Raw genomic sequence first — 18,600 nt, 5'->3', positions numbered from 1 at the left:
ACATGATCAGCAGTTGCGACCGAACGGCGGTACCGGGGAAAAGGTTGGGGGACAAGGGGCCCGGTCGGCTCCGCGGAACGGAGCCGGCCGGGGCGCGGGTCAGGAGAGTTCGTCGGTCAGGTCGCTGAAGTCAGCGGTGTTCCAGCGTTCCGGGCGCATCGAGATCACGATGTTCTCGCTCTGCTGCGGAGTGGCTTTGACGTAGGCGATCGCCGTCTCCTCGGGCAGGTATCGGCGGGCCATCGCGAGCCGGTCTTCCTCGGTGACTGCGCGGATGCCGGTGACCGGGCCTTCAGCGGTCGCGTAGCGGATGGTTTTCGGATCCTGCACGCACAGCGCGAAGCGGCCGGCGGCTTCGATCAGTTTCGTTTTCCGGGCACCGGGCGAGGTGAGGACGGTGACCTCGCCGCCGGGTGTGTACTGGTGCCAGATCGGGGTGGTGAGCGGTGCGCGACCGGGCTCGGCGGTCACGCTCAGGACGCTGATGATCGGTTCGGCGAGCAGGGCCTCGCGCTCGGCCGGCGGGATCTTGCTGACCATCTCAGAGTGCTCCTTAAGGCCAATTGATTTGCCTTTAGTTTACGCACACTCCGGTCATTAAGGCCAGCCTCTTTGCTTTAGGATGGTGGGGTGACTCGGCCGGGCGGACGTAGCGCGCGGGTGCGCGAAGCGGTGCACCGTGCGGTGATCGAGCTGCTCGCGGAGGGCGAAACGACCGCGGGGATCCCGCAGATCGCCGAGCGGGCGAGGGTGAATCCGACCAGCATCTACCGTCGTTGGGGCAGTTGTGCGAGCGTGCTCCTCGACGCCGCGGTCGCGCGGTTGAGCCTTGCCTCGCCGGTGCCCGACACTGGGTCGCTGCGCGGCGATGTCGAGCAGTGGGCGACAGCGGTCGAGCGCGCGCTCGCTGATCCGGACGGTGCGGTGCTGGTCCGGGCGTTGATCACGTTCATCGGGACCAACGCCGACCCGATCGAGCATCTGCTGTCGCGCGGGGAGGACCTGGAGCAGATGCTGACCGCCGCCGCGGGCCGGGGCGAGCCCGCGCTGAAGCTGCAGGACCTGCTGGATTACGTGCTCGCTCCGATGTACCTGCGGGTGTTGCTGAGCAGGCCGATCGAGCCGGGCATCGGCGTGCGGCTCGCGGATCGGCTGCTTAGGGCAGCAGGTCTTCCTCCCGCTTCCGGCCAAGGTGGTTGAACAGCAGGTTCAGCACGAAGGCCAGCACCGCGGCGACGGTGATCGGGCTGCCGCAGATCGTCCGCAGCCAGGCGGGGAAGTGCTGGAAGAACACCGAGTTGCCGAACCGGTCGAGGCCGAACGCGGGAAGCAGTCCGACACCGAGCGCGACGGAGACCACGAAAGCGTTGTGGTTGCCGGAAAAGTCGACCTTCTTGAGCGTCTGCACGCCGACCGCCCCGACCATCGCGAACATCACCACCGCGACGCCGCCGACGACCGGCTCCGGGATCGCGGCGATGAACGCGCCGATCTTCGGCACCAGGCCCATCACGACGAGCATGCCGCCGGTCGTCGCGACCACCCAGCGGCTGCGCACGCCGGTCATCTGCACCAGCCCGACGTTCTGCGCGAAGGCGGTGTCCGGGAAGGAGTTCATGAAGCCGCCGAAGATCGCCGACAGGCCGTCGGTCGCCAGGCCGCGCGAGAGATCCGACGGCGTGACCGGGCGGCCGGTGATCTCGCCGACCGCGATCAGGTCGGCGGTCGTTTCGGTGAACGACACCAGCATCACCACGCACATCGACACCACCGCGGCGACCGGGAACGTCGGCGCTCCGAAATGGAACGGCGAGGCCAGCCCGAACCAGCTCGCGTCGCCGACGCCGGAGAAGTGCGTGCGGCCGAGCGGAATCGCGATCAGGACACCGGCGATCAGCGCGACCAGCGGCCCGATCTGGCCGAGGAACCCGCGCAGCACCCGGGTGAACAACACCACCAGCGCGATCACGCCGAACGCCAGCCCGAGGTTCGCCGGATCGCCGTAGGACGGGTCGCCGGTGTCGTGCCCGCCGATCATCGCCGTGCCGGGCCCGAGCAGCGAGATGCCGATGACCAGCAGCAGCGTCCCGGACACCAGGGGCGGGAAGAACCGGATCAGCGCGGCGAACGGCCGGGCGATCAGCAGCCCGAAGACGCCGGAGGCGATCATCGCGCCGTACACCGCGGTGAGGCCGTACTGCGCGGCGATCAGGATCATCGGGTTGACCACGGTGAACGTCGCGCCCGCGACCACCGGCAGCCGGACGCCGAACACCCGCCCGATGCCGACCGACTGGACCAAAGTGGCCAGTCCGGCGACGAACAGGTCGGCGTTCACCAGCAGCGCGATCGACGCGGTGTCCAGATGCAGCGCGCTGCCGATGACCAGCGGCACGGCGATGCAGCCGGTGTACATGATCGCCATGTGCTGCAGTCCGAGCAGAAGCAGCCGTCCGGCGGGAAGGCCCCGGTCGACCGGGTGCGCGGCGTTGGTCATGAGCGGCTCCTTCGGTGTGGTCCCGCCGGATTATCGCTGCACATACCGCCGGTTTGTGTGTGACCATGCCAGACATGACTGCACGACCTCCGTTCCGTGCCGATCATGTAGGGAGCCTGCTGCGGCCGGCGGTGCTGCGCGAAGCGCGGCGCGACCACGCGGCGGGGGAGATCTCCGCCGAACAACTGCGAGCCGTCGAGGACGACGCGATCCGCGACGTCGTGAAGATGCAGAAGGCGGCCGGGCTCGAATCGGCGACCGACGGCGAGTTCCGCCGGTCCTCCTGGCACATGGACTTCATCTACGCGCTCGGCGGCGTCTCGCGCAGCGACGAGCGGCTGCACGTGAAATTCCACAATCTGGCCGGCGACCTGGAGTTCAGCCCGCCGGGCCTCCAGGTCGAGGGCAAGGTGCGTCTCGACAAGCCGATCTTCGCCGACCACTTCGAGTTCCTGAAGGCGCACGCCGACCCGGGGATAACGCCGAAGCTGACCATCCCGTCGCCGAGCATGGTCTATTACCGCGGCGGCCGGGCGGCGGTGAGCGAGACCGTGTACCCGGAGCTGGACGAGTTCTTCGCCGACCTCAGCGCGGCGTACGCGGAGCAGTTGCGGGCGATGAGTGCGCTGGGCTGCACGTATCTGCAGCTGGACGACACGAGCCTGGCGTATCTCAACGACCCGGAGCAACGCGAACTCGTCGCGCGCATGGGCAGCGACCCGGACACCATGCACCGGCGCAACATTTCGACGATCAACGCCGCGCTCGCCGGGAAACCGGCTGACCTGACCGTGACGACGCACCTGTGCCGCGGCAATTTCCGCTCGTCGTGGGTGGCGTCCGGGAGCTACGAGTTCGTCGCCGAGGCGCTGTTCGGCGAGCTGGCGGTGGACGGCTTCTTCCTGGAGTACGACGACGAACGCTCCGGCGGCTTCGAGCCGTTGCGGTTCGTGCCGAAGGGAAAACGGGTCGTGCTCGGGCTCGTGACCAGCAAACGGCCGGAGCTGGAAGACCCGGACGCGCTGGTGCGCCGGATCGAGGAAGCGTCGCGGTACGTGGACGTGGACCAGCTGTGCTTGTCACCGCAATGCGGGTTCTCCTCCACCGAAGAGGGGAACGACCTGACCGCCACTGAGCAGCTGCGGAAGCTGGAGCTGATCGTTTCGACGGCGGAGCGGGTCTGGGGCCGCTCGTGATCACCTGCGTTGTCGACTACGTGATCGACCCGGAGAAGATCGCGGACTTCGAACGATTCGCCGCCGAGTGGATGCGGCTGGTGCGCCGCGAGGGCGGGGTGCACCACGGGTATTTCCTCCCCGCGGAAGGGGCCAGCGACGAGGCAAGGGCGTTGTTCAGCTTCGAAAGCCTGGCCGCGTACGAGCGGTACCGGACGTTGTTCGGAGTGGACCCGGAGTTCGTGGCGGCGGACCGGATCCGGGACGAGAGCGGCTGCGTGATCCGGTACCGGCGGACGTTCCTGCGGCCGTTGCTGCCGGAGTGATCAGCCGAGGTAGCGCGACAGCTGGGCGGCCCCGTCCAGCATCGCGTGCGCCCGGGCGGTGAGCCGGGAACGCCAGGTGCGCGAGGCTTCTTCCAGCGGGGCGACCCCGCCCGCGTGCCGGACCTGCTGGAGCACCGCGGCGATCCGGGCGAGCGGGTAGCCGCCGCGGCGCAGTTGATGCGCGAGGCGGGCGTCGCGGACCACGGCCGGTGAGTAGCGGCGGTTTCCGGCTCGATCCCGCTCCGGTTGGAGGATCCCGGCGGCCTCCCATTTGCGCAGTGTGGCGGGGTGCACGGACAGTTGGTGCGCGAGCGCGCCGATCGACGGAACGGTCTGGCGCACGTCCGGTTCCCGGGTCAGGTTCCGCAGCGCGTGTTCGACCTCGGTGAGGGTGCCGCGGTCGTGCAGCAGCTCGGCGTGGCCTTCGTCGATCAGCTGGAACGCGGTGTCTTCTGAACGCTCGTTGACCGCGCGAAGGATCGCTGCCGCGCGGGCGTGGCCGAAGCCGGGGCGCAGGGCGAGGAAGGCGCGCAACGCTTGTGCGTGGTGTTCGGCGTACGTCCGGTAGCCCTGCGGTCCGCGCTCGGCGGGCGGGAGGATGCCGTCCTCCTCGTAGTTGCGGACGGCCTGGGTCGACAAGCCGTGCTCGCGGGCGAGGTCCTTCGGACGCATGTCACCTCCGGTTTGAGGGTTTCCACGCTATTCAACCAGGTGATTCGCGGATAAGTGCCAACTGAGAGTTCAACGATACGGTCAAAGCAATGAAGACCCTCGACGACTTCCTCGCGCACCGTTCGCCGACCCTGCTCGGGCTGGGGGAGCCCACGCACTGGACCGAAGCGTTCCCGTTGTTCCGCAACGAAATCTTCCAGCACCTCGTCCTCGAACACGGCTACCGCTCGATCGCGCTGGAGAGCGACTGCTTGGCCGGACGGCTGGTCGACCGCTACGTGACCACCGGCGAAGGCGACCTCGACAACGTGCTGGCCACCGGGTTCAGCCACGGCTTCGGAGCGTTCCCGTCGAACCGTGTGCTGGTCGAGTGGCTGCGCGACCACAATGCTGGCCGCAAGCCCGAGGACCAGGTGCACTTCCACGGCTTCGACGCCCCGCTGGAGATGGCGAGCGCACCCAGCCCGCGCGCGGTGCTCACCGAACTGCACGGCTTCCTGGCCAGGCATCTTGACGACGTGCCGCACGATGTCGCGACCATCGAGGGGCTGGCTGGCGACGACGCGGCTTGGGCGGACGAAGCGGCGATGTGGGATGGGGCGAAGTCCAAAGGGGACAGTCCGGACGCGCGTGAGCTGCGGTTGGTCGCCGACGATCTCGCGAGCCAGTTCGAACGGGCTCGGCCCGCGTTGCCCGATGGCGGCGATCTGCTCGCCCGGACCGCGGTCGGGCTTTGCCGTTACCACTCGCTGATGGCCGACACCTCGCCGGAGCGGATGGGCCGCCTCGGCGCGCAGCGCGACGCGATGATGGCGGACAACCTGCTCGCGTTGCCAGGCACCTTCGTCTCCGCGCACAACCAGCACCTCCAGCGGCGCGCGGCCTCGATGATGGGTGCGCAGTGGTGGAGCGCGGGCGCGCAGGTCGCGCACCGGCTCGGTGCCCGGTATGTGTTCATTGCCACCGATTTCGGCTCGTCCGATGGGGTAGAAGCTCCCGCGCCGGGGACGCTGCAGGCGTATCTCGCCGCGACGGTCCAGGACCGTGAGCTGGTCGAGACCGCCGGAATCGACCCCGATCTGCCCGCGCGGACCGGCGACGGACGCGGGTATCTGCCGTTCGACGCGGTCGGGGCGGCGGACGCGATCGCGTTCCTGCGCCGGGTGTGACCGCTGCTCCTCGACGATCTTGGCCCAGGTGTGCTCAGATGGAGCCCGGGATGTCGGGAGGAGCGAGATGAGCACCGAGACCGTTCTCGTCGTGGGCAGCGGGCAAAGCGGCTTCCAGGCCGCGGCGTCCTTGCGGGACAAGGGGTTCGCCGGCCGCGTGATTCTGATCGGGGACGAGCCGGGGGTGCCGTATCAGCGACCGCCGTTGTCGAAGGCGTACCTGGCGGGCAGCGCGGGCGTCGAGCAGCTAGTGCTGCGGCCGGAGGACTACTTCGCGGAGAAGGGCATCGAGCTGGTCCCCGGCCGGGTCGCCGCGATCGAACGGGACGCGGCGAAAGTCCGGCTTGAGGACGGTACGGAGCTGGGGTACGACCATTTGGTGCTGGCCACCGGCGCGCGCAACCGTGCGCTGCCGGTGCCCGGTGCCGGCCTCGAAGGCGTTCTGATGCTGCGCACCCGCGAGGACGCCGACCGGCTGCGGGCTTCGCTCGGCGCGGCGGGCGACGTCGTGGTGATCGGCGGCGGCTTCATCGGGCTGGAGTTCGCCTCGCACGCCGGCCGTCCGGTCACCGTGGTGGAGGCGCAGGACCGGCTGCTGGCGCGGGTCGCGTCGCCGGAGATCTCGGAGTTTTTCGCCGAGCATCACCGCGCGGCTGGGCACACGCTGTTGCTGGGCGTCGGAGTTACCGCGCTGCACGGGTCCGGTCACGTGGAGTCGGTTGAGCTGTCCGACGGGCGACGGCTGCCCGCGGACCTCGTGGTCGTCGCGGTCGGCGTGCTGCCGGAGACGGCGCTGGCCGAGGCGGCTGGGCTTGAGGTGCGCAACGGCGTGGTCGTGGACGAACACCTGCGCACCGAGGACCCGAAGATCTTCGCGATCGGCGACTGCGCGTGCTTCCCCTGCGTCCAGGCCGGTGCCGCGACCCGGTTGGAATCCGTGCAGAACGCCGTCGACCAGGCCCGTTCGGTAGCCGCGGCGATCGCCGGGGAACCGGCGCGCTATGACAGCCTGCCTTGGTTCTGGACCGACCAGACCGGCGCGAAACTGCAGATCGCGGGCATCCTCGACGCCGCGGACCGGACCGTGGTGACCGGCGACCGGTCCGCCGGGAAGTTCTCGGTGCTGTCCTTCCGCGACGACGTGCTGATCGCCGTCGAGTCGGTCAACCGCGCGCCGGACCACATCGCCGCGCGCCGGCTTTTCGCCGTGGAACCGCATCCGGCGTACGCGGATCTGGAAGCCAGCTCGTTCGATCTGAAAGCACACCTGAAGTCGCGCACCGCGGCTTGATACGGAGGTCCCGTTGCGCACGCAGGTCGCCGTGATCGGTGCCGGCCCGGCCGGGTTGCTGCTGTCGTACTTGCTGCACCAGGCGGGTGTCGAGGCGGTGGTGCTCGAAGCCCGCGACCGTGAGTACGTGCGGCAACGCGTGCGTGCCGGGGTCTGCGAACAACCGACGGTCGACCTGCTGACCGAGATCGGCCTCGGCGGTCGGTTGGCCGCGGAAGGCTTGCCGCACGAGGGTTTTTCGCTTCGGTTCGACGGTGCCGATCACCGCATCGCGCTCACCGAGCTGACCGGCAAGGCGATCACGGTGTACGGGCAGCAGGAGATCGTGAAAGACCTCGTGGACGCGCACGAGGCCGCGGCTCTTCCGTTGCACTTCGAGGTTTCGGAAGTGTCTCTGTCCTCATTGGACACTTCGCGGCCCGTTGTGCGTTACCGGGATTCCGCTGGCTACTGGCAAAGTCTGGAATGCGACGCCGTGGCAGGCTGCGACGGTTTCCACGGTGTCTCGCGCCCGTCCATTCCAGGCGGTGTGCTGACGACTTTCGAACGGGAGTACCCCTTCGCCTGGCTGGGGGTGCTGGCGCAGACACCGCCGTCGCACGAGGAGCTGATCTACACCCATCATCCGCGGGGATTTGCCTTGCACAGCATGCGTTCCCCGGATGTCACGCGGTTGTACCTTCAGGTTGCTCCGACGGAGAATCTGACGGCCTGGTCGGATGACCGGATCTGGACGGAACTGTCGGCGCGCTTGGCGGTCGAGGGGGAGTTCACTCTGCAAGAGGGGCCGATCCTGGACAAGGGCATCACGCCGATGCGGAGCTTCGTGACCGAGCCGATGCGCCATGGCCGGTTGTTCCTGGCCGGCGACGCGGCGCACATCGTGCCGCCGACCGGGGCCAAGGGAATGAACCTGGCGGTCGCGGACGTGGTGGTGCTGTCGCGGGCCTTGGCCGCTTTGCTGCAGGGGGATTCGTCGCTGGCGGAGTCCTATTCGGACACTTGCCTGCGGAGGGTGTGGCGGGCGGAGCACTTCTCGTGGTTCATGACGACGATGCTGCACGTGGATCCGGGGGCGGACGCTTTCGCCCGGCGGTTGCAGCTGTCACAGCTGCGGTACACGGCTTCGTCGAGGGCGGCGGCGACGAGTTTGGCGGAGAACTACGTGGGGTTGCCGTTCACCTGAGGGTCTCAACCTGGTCAACCCAAGGTTGACGCACGGATGTCGTCAACCTACAGTTGACGACATGACCGACTCAGTGAAACTCGACGACCTCATCGGCGCCATCAAGGCCAACAACGAAAAAGACGCCCTCGCCCAGCTCACCGACGCCGTCTACGTCGGACAGCACCTCGGGGACGTCGCTGACCACCTGATCGGCCACTTCGTCGACCAGGCTCGCCGGAGCGGGGCTTCCTGGACCGACATCGGGGCCAGTATGGGTGTGTCCAAACAAGCCGCGCAGAAAAGATTCGTGCCGAAGAGCGACGATTCCCCCGGCGGGATCCAGCGGACGTTCGGCCGCTATACCGAACGGGCGCGGCACGTCGTCGTCGCTGCTCAGCAGGCGGCTATCGAGAGCGAAAGCCCCGGGATCGACACCGTTCACCTGCTGCTCGGCCTGCTTTCCGAACCGGACGCGCTGGCTGCGGGCGCGATCGTCGCCCAGGGCGTGACGTTGGCGGCGGTGAAGGAAGCCGCGGAGGCGAGGCTGCCGGCACCGGTCGACAACGCGCCGGATCCGGTGCCGTTCGCTCCGGCGGGCAAGAAGGCGCTGGAGCTGACCCTCCGGGAAAGCCTGCGGCTCGGGCACAACTACATCGGCACCGAGCACATTCTGCTCGGCATCCTCGAACAGGGCGAGGGCGCGGGGTACGAAGTCCTTGCCGCGCTGGGGGTCGACAAGGAACAGGCCGAAACGAAAATCAGGGAATATCTCGCGGAAATCCTCGGCACCTTGCGCAACTGACCGAAAGAAGGGCTCTCCCAACACATTGGGGAGAGCCCTTCTCGCAGCGCCAAGATCAGGCTTCGACCTCAGACTGGTCCCCGGCCCACAGCGTGTGGAACGAGCCGGGGCGGTCGACCCGCCGGTAGGTGTGCGCGCCGAAGAAGTCGCGCTGTCCCTGCACCAGCGCGGCTGGCAGCCGGTCCGCGCGCAGGCCGTCGTAGTACGCCAGCGCGGTCGAGAAGCCGGGCGTCGGGATGCCGAGGCGGACCGCCGTCGAGATGACCGAACGCCACGAGTCCTGCGCGTCCTCGACTGCCTTCCGGAAGCCGCCGGAGGTGAGCAGCGTCGGGAGGCCCGGCTCCGCGGCGTAGGCGGATGTGATGTCGTTCAGGAACTTCGCCCGGATGATGCAGCCGCCGCGCCAGATCGCGGCGACGCGACCCAGGTCGATGTCCCAGCCGTACTCCGCGGCACCGGCCTGGATCTGGTTGAAGCCCTGTGCGTACGCGACCACCTTCGACGCGTACAGCGCCTGCTCGACGTCGTCCGCGAAGGTCTCCAGCGCCGACCCGGTCAGCGGCGTGCGCGTCGGGCCGCCCAGACCGCGTGCGGCCGAACGCAAGCCGGTGGACCCGGACAGCGACCGCGCGAACACGGCTTCCGCGATGCCGCTGATCGGCACGCCGAGGTCGAGCCCGATCTGCACGGTCCAGCGGCCGGTGCCCTTCTGCTCCGCCGCGTCCTCGACCACGTCGACGAACGGCTTGCCGGACGCGCCGTCGACGTGCTTGAGCACCTGGGCGGTGATCTCGATCAAGTACGAGTCGAGCCGCCCGGTGTTCCAGGTGCCGAACACGTCGGCGATCTCCGCCGGGGAGTAGCCCGCCGCGCCGCGCAGCAGGTCGAACGACTCGGCGATCAGCTGCATGTCGGCGTACTCGATGCCGTTGTGCACCATTTTGACGAAATGCCCGGCCCCGTCCGCGCCGACGTGCGTGCAGCACGGTTCGCCGTCGACCTTCGCCGAGATGTCCTCGAACAGCGGGCCGAGCGACTCGTAGGACTCCTTCGACCCGCCGGGCATGATGCTCGGCCCGTGCAGCGCGCCTTCCTCGCCGCCGGACACGCCGGTGCCGACGAAGTGCAGGCCGCGTTCGCGCAGCGCCTGCTCGCGGCGGCGGGTGTCGGCGAAGTGCGCGTTGCCCGCGTCCACGATCACGTCGCCCGGCTCCAGCAGCGGCGCGAACTCCTCGATGACGGCGTCGGTCGGGCCGCCCGCCTTCACCATGATCACGATCTGCCGCGGCCGCTCCAGCGCGTCGACGAACTCCTGCGCGGAGTACGCCGGGATGAAGTCGCCTTCGTCCCCGAACTGCTCGACGAGCGAGCGGGTGCGCTCCTCGGAGCGGTTGTGCAGGGCGACCGTGTGCCCGTGCCGGGCCAGGTTCCGCGCCAGGTTGCGGCCCATGACCGCGAGGCCGGTAACCCCGATGCTCGCCTTCTTGCTCATCCGAAACCTTTCCGAAAGCCTCTGCCGGATTCCGAGCTTAGTCAACCCTCGCGAGTGGCAGTCCCGGTTGGAACCGTGATGAACACTTACGAGAAGCAGCGGATCGGGCCTCCGTTCCAGGCCAGCATGTCCCGCATCGGCGCACCCAGATCGAGTGGCGCACCCCACCCTTCGCCGTCGAGTTCGGCGTACGCCCGGTGCAGGTTCCCGGCCAGCCGCTCCTGCTCGGTCAGCTCGGCGAACCGGCCGAGGTCGGTCGCCTTCGCCTGGTCCAGCGGCGAGCGTCCGGCCGCCTTGCCGGTTTCCGCCGCGCGCTGCACGAACTCCAGGTAGTCATCGACCGCGTCCACCGTTTCGAGGCCGCACACCGGGCCGTGGCCGGGCAGGATGACCGCCGGGTCGAGTTCGCGGATCACGTTCAGCGCGGCCCGCCAACCGGCCACCGAGCCCATCAGCGCGAACGGGCTGCCGCCGTTGAACACCAGATCGCCCGCGTACAGCAGGCGCTGTCCGGGCAGCCAGACCAGGACGTCGTTGGTGGTGTGCGCGGCGTGCCCGGGGTGGATGAGGTCCATCCGGGTCCGCCCGGCGTAGATCGTGACCGTGTCGTCGAAGACCAGGTCGGGCACGCGCAGTTCGAGCTTGCCCCACTCGCTGTCGGTGAAGACGCCCTCGTACCGCTGGATTCCGTCGGCCAGCAGCGTCTCGCGGGTCTTGCGGTGGCCGACGACGGTCGCGCCGCCGACCAGATAGTTGCCGTTGGTGTGGTCGCCGTGGTGATGGGTGTTGACGAGCGTCGTGACCGGGCCGGCGGTGTCGCCGACGGCCGAAAGCAGGGCGCGCGTACGTCGTTCGGTCGCGCATGTGTCGATAAGCACAGCGTGCCCGTCGGCGTCGACGAAGCCGCAATTGTTGATGAACCAGGAACCGTCGGGCTGGACGTAGCCGAACGCGCCGTCTGCCAGCTGTTTGACGCTCGCCGCGCCGGGGGATCGATCGATCACGCCGACACTATGCCGCCAGGGCCGCCGATGTGGGGGACCTGCGGCTCAGCTGTGCCCGGAAGTCTCCGCTTGGTCCGAATGGAGTAGCCGAGATGTCCGGGGCGCCCGGAATCCACTGCTCCGGCAGGGTGACATGCCGGGTGACTGGCGTTCTCGCGCATTTCCTGAAACGCTGCCGGGTGTCATCATCGAACTCCGTTGGGTCGCAGTGGCCTGGGTGGTTCGTAGTTCGCGGTCCGGCGGAGAGCCCGTCGGCAGGAGTGGTCCAGGAGAGCAAGGGGAGATGGCGAGCACCGTCACCTCGCGCCGCAAGCAGCTCGGCAATGAGCTCAGGCATGCTCGAAACGCCGCGAAGATGACGCAGCAGCAAGTCGCCGAGGTACTCGGCTGCACCCAGGGCAAGGTCAACAAGATCGAGTCCGGTGCGGTGGGGGTCAAGCTCGGAGATGTGCGGACCATGCTGAACGCGTTCGGGATCAACGGCGAAGAAGCCGACACTCTGATGAACCTGGCCCGGGCCGCGGCCGGGCAGCGCGGCCATTGGTCGGGCTACCGGTCGGTGGTGCCGCACTGGTTCCGCACCTTCACCGACCTTGAGCCGGCCGCCGCGGAGATCCTTACCTGGCACGGCGAGCGCGTGCCGGGGCCGTTGCAGTCCGAGCACTACATGCTCAAGCAGTTCACCGAGGCGGGAGCCACCGACGTCACCTCGCTGGTGCGCAACCGGCTCGACCGCAAGGCGGTGTTCGACCAGCAGCAGCCGCCGTACTACCGGTTCATCATCAGCGAGGGCGCACTGCGCCGCGCACCCGGCGGGTTCGCGCCCGCGGTGATGCTGGACCAGGTGGAGCACCTGCTCGCGCTCGACCGGCACCCGCGCGTGTACGTGCATGTGCTGCCGTTCGGCGCGAAACTCGCCGCGGTGCCCAACGACTTCACGATCATGCGGTTCCCGGACCGCACCCGCGACTTCGTCTACATCGAACACTCCGCGGGCGGGCTGTACCTCGACGACGTGAAGGACTTCAACATCTTCGTGGACTCGTGGGACCGGCTGCGCGGCGCCGCCTTGGAGCGAGGCGAGACGCGCCAGTTCCTCAAGGAACTGGCGGAAAGCTACCGTTCGCAGATGATGTGACCAGTGCTTCGAGCACGGGCACGGTTTCCTCGGCGGCGGGCAGGGCGTTGATCTCGGCCTGCATGCGCCGCGCGGCCTCGCGATAGCGGGGATCGGCGAGCACGTGCGCGGCGGCTTGCCGGATTTCGTCCGCTGTGGACGTTTCCGGGTCGAGCGCGTAGCCGACGTTCAGCGCGGCGCAGCGCCGGGCGTTGCCGGGCTGGTCGGCTCCCATCGGGAAAAGCAGCGACGGCAGACCGTGCGAGAGCGCGCCGATCACGCTGCCGGACCCGGCGTGCGACACCATCAAGTCGGTGCGCGGCAACAGTTCGGCCTGCGGCACGAACCGTTCCACGCGGACGTGCGCCGGCTGCGGTCCGAACTCGGCGGGGTCGATCTGGGTGCCGACAGTGGCGGTCACGTCGGCGTCCAGCTGGCCCAGCCCGGCGAGGGTGCGCTCGATGAGGTCGCCGGACTCCAGGTTGAAGTTGGTGCCAAGGGTGAAGTACACGCCCGGCTTCTCGGCAGGTGTCCGGGGCGCGATCGGATTTCCCTGGCGGAACGAGAAAGTGCCGGGCGGCAGCGGCGAACTGGGGTCGCGAAAGGACGGCGGGAGCGGCGAAAGCACCTGGCCGCGGGTCAGTATTTCGAGCCGCGGATCGTCCGGCAGACCGTACGCGGCTCGGGCCTCGGCGAGCGGTTCGGCGAGGAGTTCCTTGCGCAGCAACGTTCCCGCGGCGAGCACCAGGACGGTGGCGCACGGCAGGCCCAGCACCTCGGCGGCGATCGCGGCGGAGAAGTCCACTTCGTCCCGGACGATCAGGTCCGGCCGCCATTCCCGGGCCAGCTCCAGCAGCACCGGCACGTGTTCGCGCGTCGCGCGGCGGGCGAACAGCTCCCGGATTTCCCAGTCGTCGCGCGCCGGATCGACCGGCGGCATCGGCTGCCGCGTCGCCTCGACTTCGCGTGGCTCGTTGACCGCGAAGGTCGTGAACCCGGCTTTGGCGAGCGCGGGCACGTGCGAACCACCGCCCGCGACGGCTACGGTGTGGCCGCGTGCGGCAAGCGCTCGCGCGACCGGTGCCATCGGATCGAAGTGGCCGCGACCGCCGACGAAGGAGAAAAGTACGCGCATCCACCGCAACCTAGTGGCCCGAACGTCCCAGCGTCGTGGCATTTTCGGGCGGTACCAGGGGGCGGCGGTGCGCGGCCGCGGCGAGTGGGCACACTGGTACCCGCACGGAAGGGGAAGCTGATGACTCAGGCACCGGATCCGGAAGCCCCGGAGGGCGTCGACCTCGATCGGCCGAACGCGGCGCGGATTTACGACTGGTTCCTCGGCGGCACCGCGAACTGGGCGATCGACCGCGAGTTCGGCGAACGGGCGGCCCAGACCTTTCCGATGATCAAGACCATTGCCAAGGCGGGCCGCGAGTTCCTCGGCCGCGGCGTGCGGTACATGGCCGAACAGGGCGTCGACCAGTTCCTGGACATCGGCTCCGGCGTGCCCACGGTCGGCAACGTGCACGAGATCGCCACGTCGGTGAACCCGAACGCGCGCTGTGTCTATGTCGACAACGAGCCGGTGGCCGTCGCGCATTCGCAGATCCTGCTGGAACGCGACGGCGTCGCCGACCGGCACGCGGTGCTGCAGGGCGACCTGCGCAACCCGGCCGACGTCTGGCCGCGCGCGCTCGATACCGGCGTACTCGACCCGAAGCGCCCGATCGGGCTGATCATGGTCGGAGTGCTGTACTTCATCGGCCGCGACGAGCCTGCGCTGGAGATCGTGCGGAAGTACCTGTCGCTGCTGCCATCCGGCTCGTACTTCCTGTCCTCGCACCTGACCGACGACGGCGTGCCGACGAACGACGGCGAACGCCGCGACGCGATCCACAAGCAGTACCAGCAGTCGAGCACGCCGTTCCACTTCCGTTCGCGGGCGGAGTTCGCGGAGTTCTTCTCCGGGCTGGAACTCGTGGAGCCGGGCATCTCGTGGGTGTCGGACTGGCACCCGGAGGCGGGTGAATCGAGCGCTGGGGACCGGATGTCGGACGACCCTTCGTTCAGCGGCGGGATTTGCGCTCTGGGCCGCAAGCCCTGACGCTGGTTTCGCGCGGTTAGCGGCCCGAGGGGTTTCCCAGTAGCGAGGTGCTCGTCAGGCTTCGCGGAGCACGCCGGTCGAGGAGAGGTGCCGGGCGGCTCTTTCTCCCTCAGCGTTGCGCTCCGGGCCGTCGGCGGGACGAAACCCCTGCGGGCGCAGTGGCGAGGTTGTCCCTGCCCGGCCGCGTACGTCAGCGGGAGCAGTTGAGGCACCAATGCGGGTCGCAGCCGGCCGGGGTGGTCTAGACCGGTAGTGGTCTAAACCTCTGAACAACCCCGGACGCGGACACGAAAACGCTCCCCGGGCAAGGGATTCCGGGGAGCGTGGACGATGCGGGTTTCGGCTCAGCCGAGCCCGTGGAGCAGCGGTACTCGTGTCTCGCGACGGCGGCGGGCGGAGTGGCCGGTGTCCGCTTGGCGCGGAGCCGGTACTTCGATCTCGGTGTCCACAATCATCGGGCTGCGCAGCGGGGCCTGGATCAGGCTGAACCCGAACCGGTTGCGCAATTCGTGATTGATCCCACGCCGGCCGCGAGTGTGTTCGTCCTCACGGCGGAAAAGCGTGGTGAGCCGGACGGCCATGGGATCACACCCCCAGTTCGGATAACGGGAACCGGCGCGGGTCGGCGCCGGCCGGATCGGGGTGGTTCGCGCTCGGCGGGTCAACGCCGGGCACCAGGGAAACCGCTCCGTTGCGGTGTCTCCGCAGGGTCGTCGCAGCACCTGGACCAGCGCCGACTCCGGCGAGGCGGGCGGATGGGCTCGCCGGTCCGAATAGGTCGGTTCGCATCCGCACTCCTCCCGTTGTCTCGCGGCTGTTCCGCCGCCCGGGCCGGGTGCCCGGGCCGGTGCTGCCGGTGTTGGGCTGAATGTCGCAAGCCATTCACCCACCACTGACGCCCCGATCGCTGCGATTAATCCTACTCCTGGAATAATCTTCATGTCGAGATCGGGTCGAGTTGATCACCCGCTTGGCCCTGCGGTTTGCTCCGTAGTGACGCAAAGAAGCCGGGGACGTGCAGCGGAACGCACGCCCTGCACAAGGCTCGGAGGTGGACGACCCATGGCGGATTATCCGTCGCCCCAGGATTACGACCCGGACACGGCAGAGTCGCTGTTCGCGGCCGCAGCCTGGGCGAAGTCGTTCGCGAGCGAGCCCAACGGCGGGAACTGTGTCGAGGTCAACCTCTCCCGTCCCGGCCTGATCGGCGTGCGCGACACGAAACTCGCCGCGAGCCCGGTGCTGGTGTTCGACCGTGGCGAGTGGGACGCCTTCCTCGTCGCGGTCAAGGCTGGCCAGTTCGACCTGCCGCCGAGTGAGTAGTCCACCACGACGAGGTCTCGACTGAGAGCGATTCGCAAACAGTCACTCGATCGGGTGGAGTTTGGATGGGCTCTCGTCACCGTGGGTGCCGGGTGGTGCGGGTCCAATGTCGGTTTGGCGAGGGTCGCCGGCCGAGTAGGTTGAGCGCCCCGATCTCGCGGAGCGCGCCATGACCCCACTCCACTACCTCCCCGCCGTCGAAGCACTGAGCCTCTTCCGGACCCGGCAGCTCTCGCCGGTGGAGTTGATGCGCGCGGTCGTGGAGCGGGCGGAGCGGGTCGAGCCGGACGTCAACGCGTTCGCCGAGCAGATGTTCGAGCAGGCGCTGCGAGCGGCGGCCGCCGCGGAGCGGGAGTATGCGCCCGGCGGTCGGCCGAGACCGCTCGAAGGACTGCCGGTCGCGGCGAAGGAGGAACAGCCCCTGGCCGGGCACCCCGTCACCGAAGGCACCCTCCTGCGCGCGCCCCATGCGGCGCGGGAGACCGCGATCGGGCTCAGCCGGATCCAGGCCGCCGGCGGGATTCTGCACGCTCGCACGACGACGTCCGAGTTCTGCTGCATGCCGCTGTCCCACACGCGGCGCTGGGGAGCCACGCGTAATCCGTGGAACCTCCAGACCGCGGCGGGCGGCTCGTCCGGCGGTTCGAGCGCGGCGCTGGCGGCCGGAACCGCCTTTCTCGCCACCGGATCGGACATCGGCGGTTCGCTCCGCGCGCCCGCGTCCTTCACCGGTGTCGTGGGGTTCAAGCCGCCGCACGGGCGCAACCCGGTCCTCCCGCCCGCCGGATTGGATACTTACTACCACCACGGCCCGATGGCCCGGACCGTCGCCGATTGCGCTCTGCTGCAGAACGTCATGGCGGGCGAAGACCCGCGCGACCCGCACTCGCGGCTTCCCGCGGCTCGTATCGAGCTGGGCGACGTGCGCGGACTCCGCGTCGCGTGCTGTCCAGTGCCTGGCGATTTTCCGGTGGCCTCGGAGGTCGCCGCCAACACCCGCGCCGTCGCGCACGCGCTGGCGGCTGCCGGTGCGGTGGTGACCGAGATCGAGATCGACTGGACGCTCGCCATGGTCAAACAGGCCCTGTGGGCGCACTTCGGAACCGGTTTGGCCGCCGAGGTCTTGGAACTGGACCGGCAGAACCCGGGCGTCATCACCCCGTACTGCCAGGCTTTCGCGCGCAAAGGCGTCGAGAACATTGTGGACACGGAAACCGGCCGCGCCGTCGAAGCGGCGATTCGCGAACGCCTCGACGCGGTGTTCGAGCGCTTTGCCGCACTCGTCGTGCCGACCCTCGGTGCCACCGCTTTCGCCGCTGGAGAGGATTACCTTTCTGCGCAGGTCATGGTCGATGGTGTTGCGCTGGAACACTTCTCGGACGCCTCGCTCACCCCGGCGTTCAACGTCGGCAGTGCGCATCCGGTGCTCGCCGTGCCGTCCGGTTGGGCGAGCACCGGCGTGCCGACGGGGGTCCAGGTGGTCGCGGGCAAGTACGACGACGGCACGGTGTTCCGAGTCGGTGCGGCGATCGAACAGACGGTGGGTGCCGGGTTCGCGCGGATTCCCTTAGCTGGCCAGGAATTCCCGCAGATGCGCCACGACCTGTGAGGGTTGTTCCTCGGGGAGGAAGTGCCCGCAGTCTTCGAGGCCGATGCCGGTCGCGTTGTCCGCGTAGTCGCGCCAGATGTCGAGCGTGGGCAGGCTGCCGAGCAGTCCGGCCTTGCCCCACATCGCCAGTACTGGCTGGGTGAGGCGCTTCCCGGCGGCGTAGTCAGTGTCGTCCAGTTCGGCGTCGTCCGGGAAGGAGGCGCGGTAGTCGTCGAAACCGGCACGGAGCGCGCCGGGTGCTTCAAACGCGCGCACATATTCGGCGACGTCCTCGGCGGGCAGCCCCTGGCGTTGGAAGGTCCAGCGCTCGAAGAAGTACCCGAGGTAGGCGGCGATGTTCTGCCCGGCCAGCAGTTCCGGCAGGTCTGGCTGAAGGTGGAAAAGCCAGTGCCAGTAAGCCTTCCCGAGGTCCCGGTCGAGGCGACGCCACATTTCCCGCGTCGGCGCGATGTCCAGCACGGCCAGCCGTTCGACCTGGTCCGGACGGTCGAGTGCCCATCGATGCGCAACTCGTCCGCCGCGATCGTGCCCGGCGACGGCGACCCGGTCGAACCCGAGCTGCTCGGCCAGCTTCGCGACGTCGGCGGCCATCGTCCGCTTGTCGTAGCCGGTGCGGGGTTTGTCGGTGCGCCCGTATCCGCGCAGGTCTGGAGCGATCACGGTGTACGTCTCGGCCAGCGGCCCGGCGACGCGATGCCAGCAGTGCGACGTCTGCGGCCAGCCGTGCAGGAGGACCAGCGGCGGGCCGTCGCCACCGCGAAGGTAGTGCATACGCAGGTCGCCTACTTGGGCCATGGCTTCTTCTAACCGGCTCATGGGGTTAGACGGTAGCGCGGGTTCTCACCGGTTTC

General features: G+C 68.8%; 19 protein-coding genes. 11 read left to right on the top strand and 8 right to left on the bottom strand.

The features are described 5' to 3' along the window. Positions 1-99: 99 nt before the first annotated feature. Positions 100-540, bottom strand: a complete 441-nt coding sequence (locus BM362_RS01770; protein ID WP_067594919.1) for a pyridoxamine 5'-phosphate oxidase family protein — start codon at positions 538-540, stop codon at positions 100-102. A gap of 90 nt (positions 541-630) precedes the next feature. Here BM362_RS01770 and BM362_RS01765 point away from each other — a divergent pair, with 90 nt between their 5' ends. Then, a complete protein-coding gene (locus BM362_RS01765) occupies positions 631-1,200 on the top strand; it encodes a TetR-like C-terminal domain-containing protein (protein WP_093571976.1) in 570 nt (189 codons plus the stop codon). Here the strand turns inward: BM362_RS01765 and BM362_RS01760 are convergent. Next, positions 1,157-2,497 carry a nucleobase:cation symporter-2 family protein gene (locus tag BM362_RS01760; protein WP_067594913.1) on the bottom strand — a complete coding sequence of 447 codons (1,341 nt, stop codon included), beginning with the start codon at positions 2,495-2,497 and terminating at the stop codon, positions 1,157-1,159. The genes BM362_RS01765 and BM362_RS01760 overlap by 44 nt on opposite strands. 74 nt (positions 2,498-2,571) lie before the next feature. Here BM362_RS01760 and BM362_RS01755 point away from each other — a divergent pair, with 74 nt between their 5' ends. Together BM362_RS01755 and BM362_RS01750 are read left to right on the top strand one after the other, a co-directional pair. Further along, positions 2,572-3,693: a 5-methyltetrahydropteroyltriglutamate--homocysteine S-methyltransferase gene (locus BM362_RS01755; RefSeq protein ID WP_093572696.1), complete on the top strand. Its 1,122-nt coding sequence runs from the start codon at positions 2,572-2,574 to the stop codon at positions 3,691-3,693. After that, positions 3,690-3,998, top strand: a complete 309-nt coding sequence (locus tag BM362_RS01750) for an NIPSNAP family protein (protein WP_067594907.1) — start codon at positions 3,690-3,692, stop codon at positions 3,996-3,998. Before BM362_RS01755 ends, BM362_RS01750 begins: the two co-directional genes overlap by 4 nt. Here the strand turns inward: BM362_RS01750 and BM362_RS01745 are convergent, their stop codons facing one another. Next, positions 3,999-4,670, bottom strand: coding sequence for a MerR family transcriptional regulator (locus BM362_RS01745; protein WP_093571975.1), 672 nt, complete (start codon positions 4,668-4,670; stop codon positions 3,999-4,001). 89 nt (positions 4,671-4,759) lie between these two features. On the opposite strand from BM362_RS01745, the gene BM362_RS01740 reads away from it, so the two are divergent. From BM362_RS01740 to BM362_RS01725, 4 genes are all read left to right on the top strand, one after another. Beyond that, positions 4,760-5,839 carry an erythromycin esterase family protein gene (locus BM362_RS01740; RefSeq protein WP_093571974.1) on the top strand — a complete coding sequence of 360 codons (1,080 nt, stop codon included), beginning with the start codon at positions 4,760-4,762 and terminating at the stop codon, positions 5,837-5,839. 67 nt (positions 5,840-5,906) lie between these two features. After that, entirely contained in the window at positions 5,907-7,130 is a 1,224-nt protein-coding gene (locus tag BM362_RS01735) for an NAD(P)/FAD-dependent oxidoreductase (RefSeq protein WP_093571973.1), read from the top strand. A 13-nt stretch (positions 7,131-7,143) separates the two neighbouring features. Continuing rightward, positions 7,144-8,316, top strand: coding sequence for a 4-hydroxybenzoate 3-monooxygenase (locus tag BM362_RS01730; RefSeq protein ID WP_093571972.1), 1,173 nt, complete (start codon positions 7,144-7,146; stop codon positions 8,314-8,316). A gap of 61 nt (positions 8,317-8,377) precedes the next feature. Beyond that, complete coding sequence (locus tag BM362_RS01725) at positions 8,378-9,100, top strand: Clp protease N-terminal domain-containing protein (protein ID WP_093571971.1); 723 nt, start codon at positions 8,378-8,380, stop codon at positions 9,098-9,100. A 55-nt stretch (positions 9,101-9,155) separates the two neighbouring features. Here BM362_RS01725 and gndA read toward each other — a convergent pair whose 3' ends face one another. Beyond that, positions 9,156-10,592: an NADP-dependent phosphogluconate dehydrogenase gene (gndA, locus tag BM362_RS01720; RefSeq protein WP_067594893.1), complete on the bottom strand. Its 1,437-nt coding sequence runs from the start codon at positions 10,590-10,592 to the stop codon at positions 9,156-9,158. An 86-nt stretch (positions 10,593-10,678) separates the two neighbouring features. After that, the gene (locus BM362_RS01715; protein ID WP_067594890.1) at positions 10,679-11,596 is read right to left on the bottom strand and encodes an MBL fold metallo-hydrolase; all 918 of its coding nucleotides are present in this window, start codon (positions 11,594-11,596) and stop codon (positions 10,679-10,681) included. Positions 11,597-11,879: 283 nt separating this feature from the next. Between BM362_RS01715 and BM362_RS01710 the strand changes: the two genes are divergently transcribed. Then, on the top strand, positions 11,880-12,734 hold the full coding sequence (locus BM362_RS01710) for a helix-turn-helix domain-containing protein (protein WP_093571970.1): 855 nt from the start codon (positions 11,880-11,882) through the stop codon (positions 12,732-12,734). On the opposite strand, the gene BM362_RS01705 is transcribed toward BM362_RS01710, so the two are convergent. Further along, a complete protein-coding gene (locus BM362_RS01705; RefSeq protein WP_167545179.1) occupies positions 12,694-13,848 on the bottom strand; it encodes a glycosyltransferase in 1,155 nt (384 codons plus the stop codon). The genes BM362_RS01710 and BM362_RS01705 overlap by 41 nt on opposite strands. 120 nt (positions 13,849-13,968) lie before the next feature. On the opposite strand from BM362_RS01705, the gene BM362_RS01700 reads away from it, so the two are divergent. Beyond that, entirely contained in the window at positions 13,969-14,817 is an 849-nt protein-coding gene (locus tag BM362_RS01700; RefSeq protein WP_067594885.1) for an SAM-dependent methyltransferase, read from the top strand. Between the two features lie 344 nt (positions 14,818-15,161). Here BM362_RS01700 and BM362_RS01695 read toward each other — a convergent pair whose 3' ends face one another. After that, positions 15,162-15,398, bottom strand: coding sequence for a hypothetical protein (locus BM362_RS01695; RefSeq protein ID WP_067594882.1), 237 nt, complete (start codon positions 15,396-15,398; stop codon positions 15,162-15,164). A 481-nt stretch (positions 15,399-15,879) separates the two neighbouring features. Between BM362_RS01695 and BM362_RS01690 the strand changes: the two genes are divergently transcribed. After that, positions 15,880-16,140 carry a DUF397 domain-containing protein gene (locus tag BM362_RS01690; RefSeq protein WP_037712143.1) on the top strand — a complete coding sequence of 87 codons (261 nt, stop codon included), beginning with the start codon at positions 15,880-15,882 and terminating at the stop codon, positions 16,138-16,140. Between the two features lie 169 nt (positions 16,141-16,309). After that, positions 16,310-17,749 (top strand): amidase, encoded by a 1,440-nt coding sequence (locus BM362_RS01685; protein WP_093571968.1) that lies wholly within the window; start codon positions 16,310-16,312, stop codon positions 17,747-17,749. Here the strand turns inward: BM362_RS01685 and BM362_RS01680 are convergent. Next, the gene (locus tag BM362_RS01680) at positions 17,708-18,565 is read right to left on the bottom strand and encodes an alpha/beta fold hydrolase (RefSeq protein WP_093571967.1); all 858 of its coding nucleotides are present in this window, start codon (positions 18,563-18,565) and stop codon (positions 17,708-17,710) included. The genes BM362_RS01685 and BM362_RS01680 overlap by 42 nt on opposite strands. Between the last annotated feature and the right edge of the window lie 35 nt (positions 18,566-18,600).

The organism is Amycolatopsis rubida, from assembly GCF_900115345.1.
GTDB lineage: Bacteria > Actinomycetota > Actinomycetes > Mycobacteriales > Pseudonocardiaceae > Amycolatopsis > Amycolatopsis rubida.
This window is presented reverse-complemented; position numbering and strand designations above follow the sequence as displayed.

Excerpts from the sequence above, each read along its gene's own strand:
- BM362_RS01770 (WP_067594919.1), bottom strand. The coding sequence starts at position 540 with ATGGTCAGCAAGATCCCGCCGGCCGAGCGCGAGGCCCTGCTCGCCGAA.
- BM362_RS01760 (WP_067594913.1), bottom strand. The coding sequence starts at position 2,497 with ATGACCAACGCCGCGCACCCGGTCGACCGGGGCCTTCCCGCCGGACGG.
- BM362_RS01755 (WP_093572696.1), top strand. The coding sequence starts at position 2,572 with ATGACTGCACGACCTCCGTTCCGTGCCGATCATGTAGGGAGCCTGCTG.
- BM362_RS01745 (WP_093571975.1), bottom strand. The coding sequence starts at position 4,670 with ATGCGTCCGAAGGACCTCGCCCGCGAGCACGGCTTGTCGACCCAGGCC.
- BM362_RS01740 (WP_093571974.1), top strand. The coding sequence starts at position 4,760 with ATGAAGACCCTCGACGACTTCCTCGCGCACCGTTCGCCGACCCTGCTC.
- BM362_RS01735 (WP_093571973.1), top strand. The coding sequence starts at position 5,907 with ATGAGCACCGAGACCGTTCTCGTCGTGGGCAGCGGGCAAAGCGGCTTC.
- BM362_RS01725 (WP_093571971.1), top strand. The coding sequence starts at position 8,378 with ATGACCGACTCAGTGAAACTCGACGACCTCATCGGCGCCATCAAGGCC.
- gndA (WP_067594893.1), bottom strand. The coding sequence starts at position 10,592 with ATGAGCAAGAAGGCGAGCATCGGGGTTACCGGCCTCGCGGTCATGGGC.
- BM362_RS01710 (WP_093571970.1), top strand. The coding sequence starts at position 11,880 with ATGGCGAGCACCGTCACCTCGCGCCGCAAGCAGCTCGGCAATGAGCTC.
- BM362_RS01705 (WP_167545179.1), bottom strand. The coding sequence starts at position 13,848 with ATGCGCGTACTTTTCTCCTTCGTCGGCGGTCGCGGCCACTTCGATCCG.
- BM362_RS01700 (WP_067594885.1), top strand. The coding sequence starts at position 13,969 with ATGACTCAGGCACCGGATCCGGAAGCCCCGGAGGGCGTCGACCTCGAT.
- BM362_RS01695 (WP_067594882.1), bottom strand. The coding sequence starts at position 15,398 with ATGGCCGTCCGGCTCACCACGCTTTTCCGCCGTGAGGACGAACACACT.
- BM362_RS01690 (WP_037712143.1), top strand. The coding sequence starts at position 15,880 with ATGGCGGATTATCCGTCGCCCCAGGATTACGACCCGGACACGGCAGAG.
- BM362_RS01685 (WP_093571968.1), top strand. The coding sequence starts at position 16,310 with ATGACCCCACTCCACTACCTCCCCGCCGTCGAAGCACTGAGCCTCTTC.
- BM362_RS01680 (WP_093571967.1), bottom strand. The coding sequence starts at position 18,565 with ATGAGCCGGTTAGAAGAAGCCATGGCCCAAGTAGGCGACCTGCGTATG.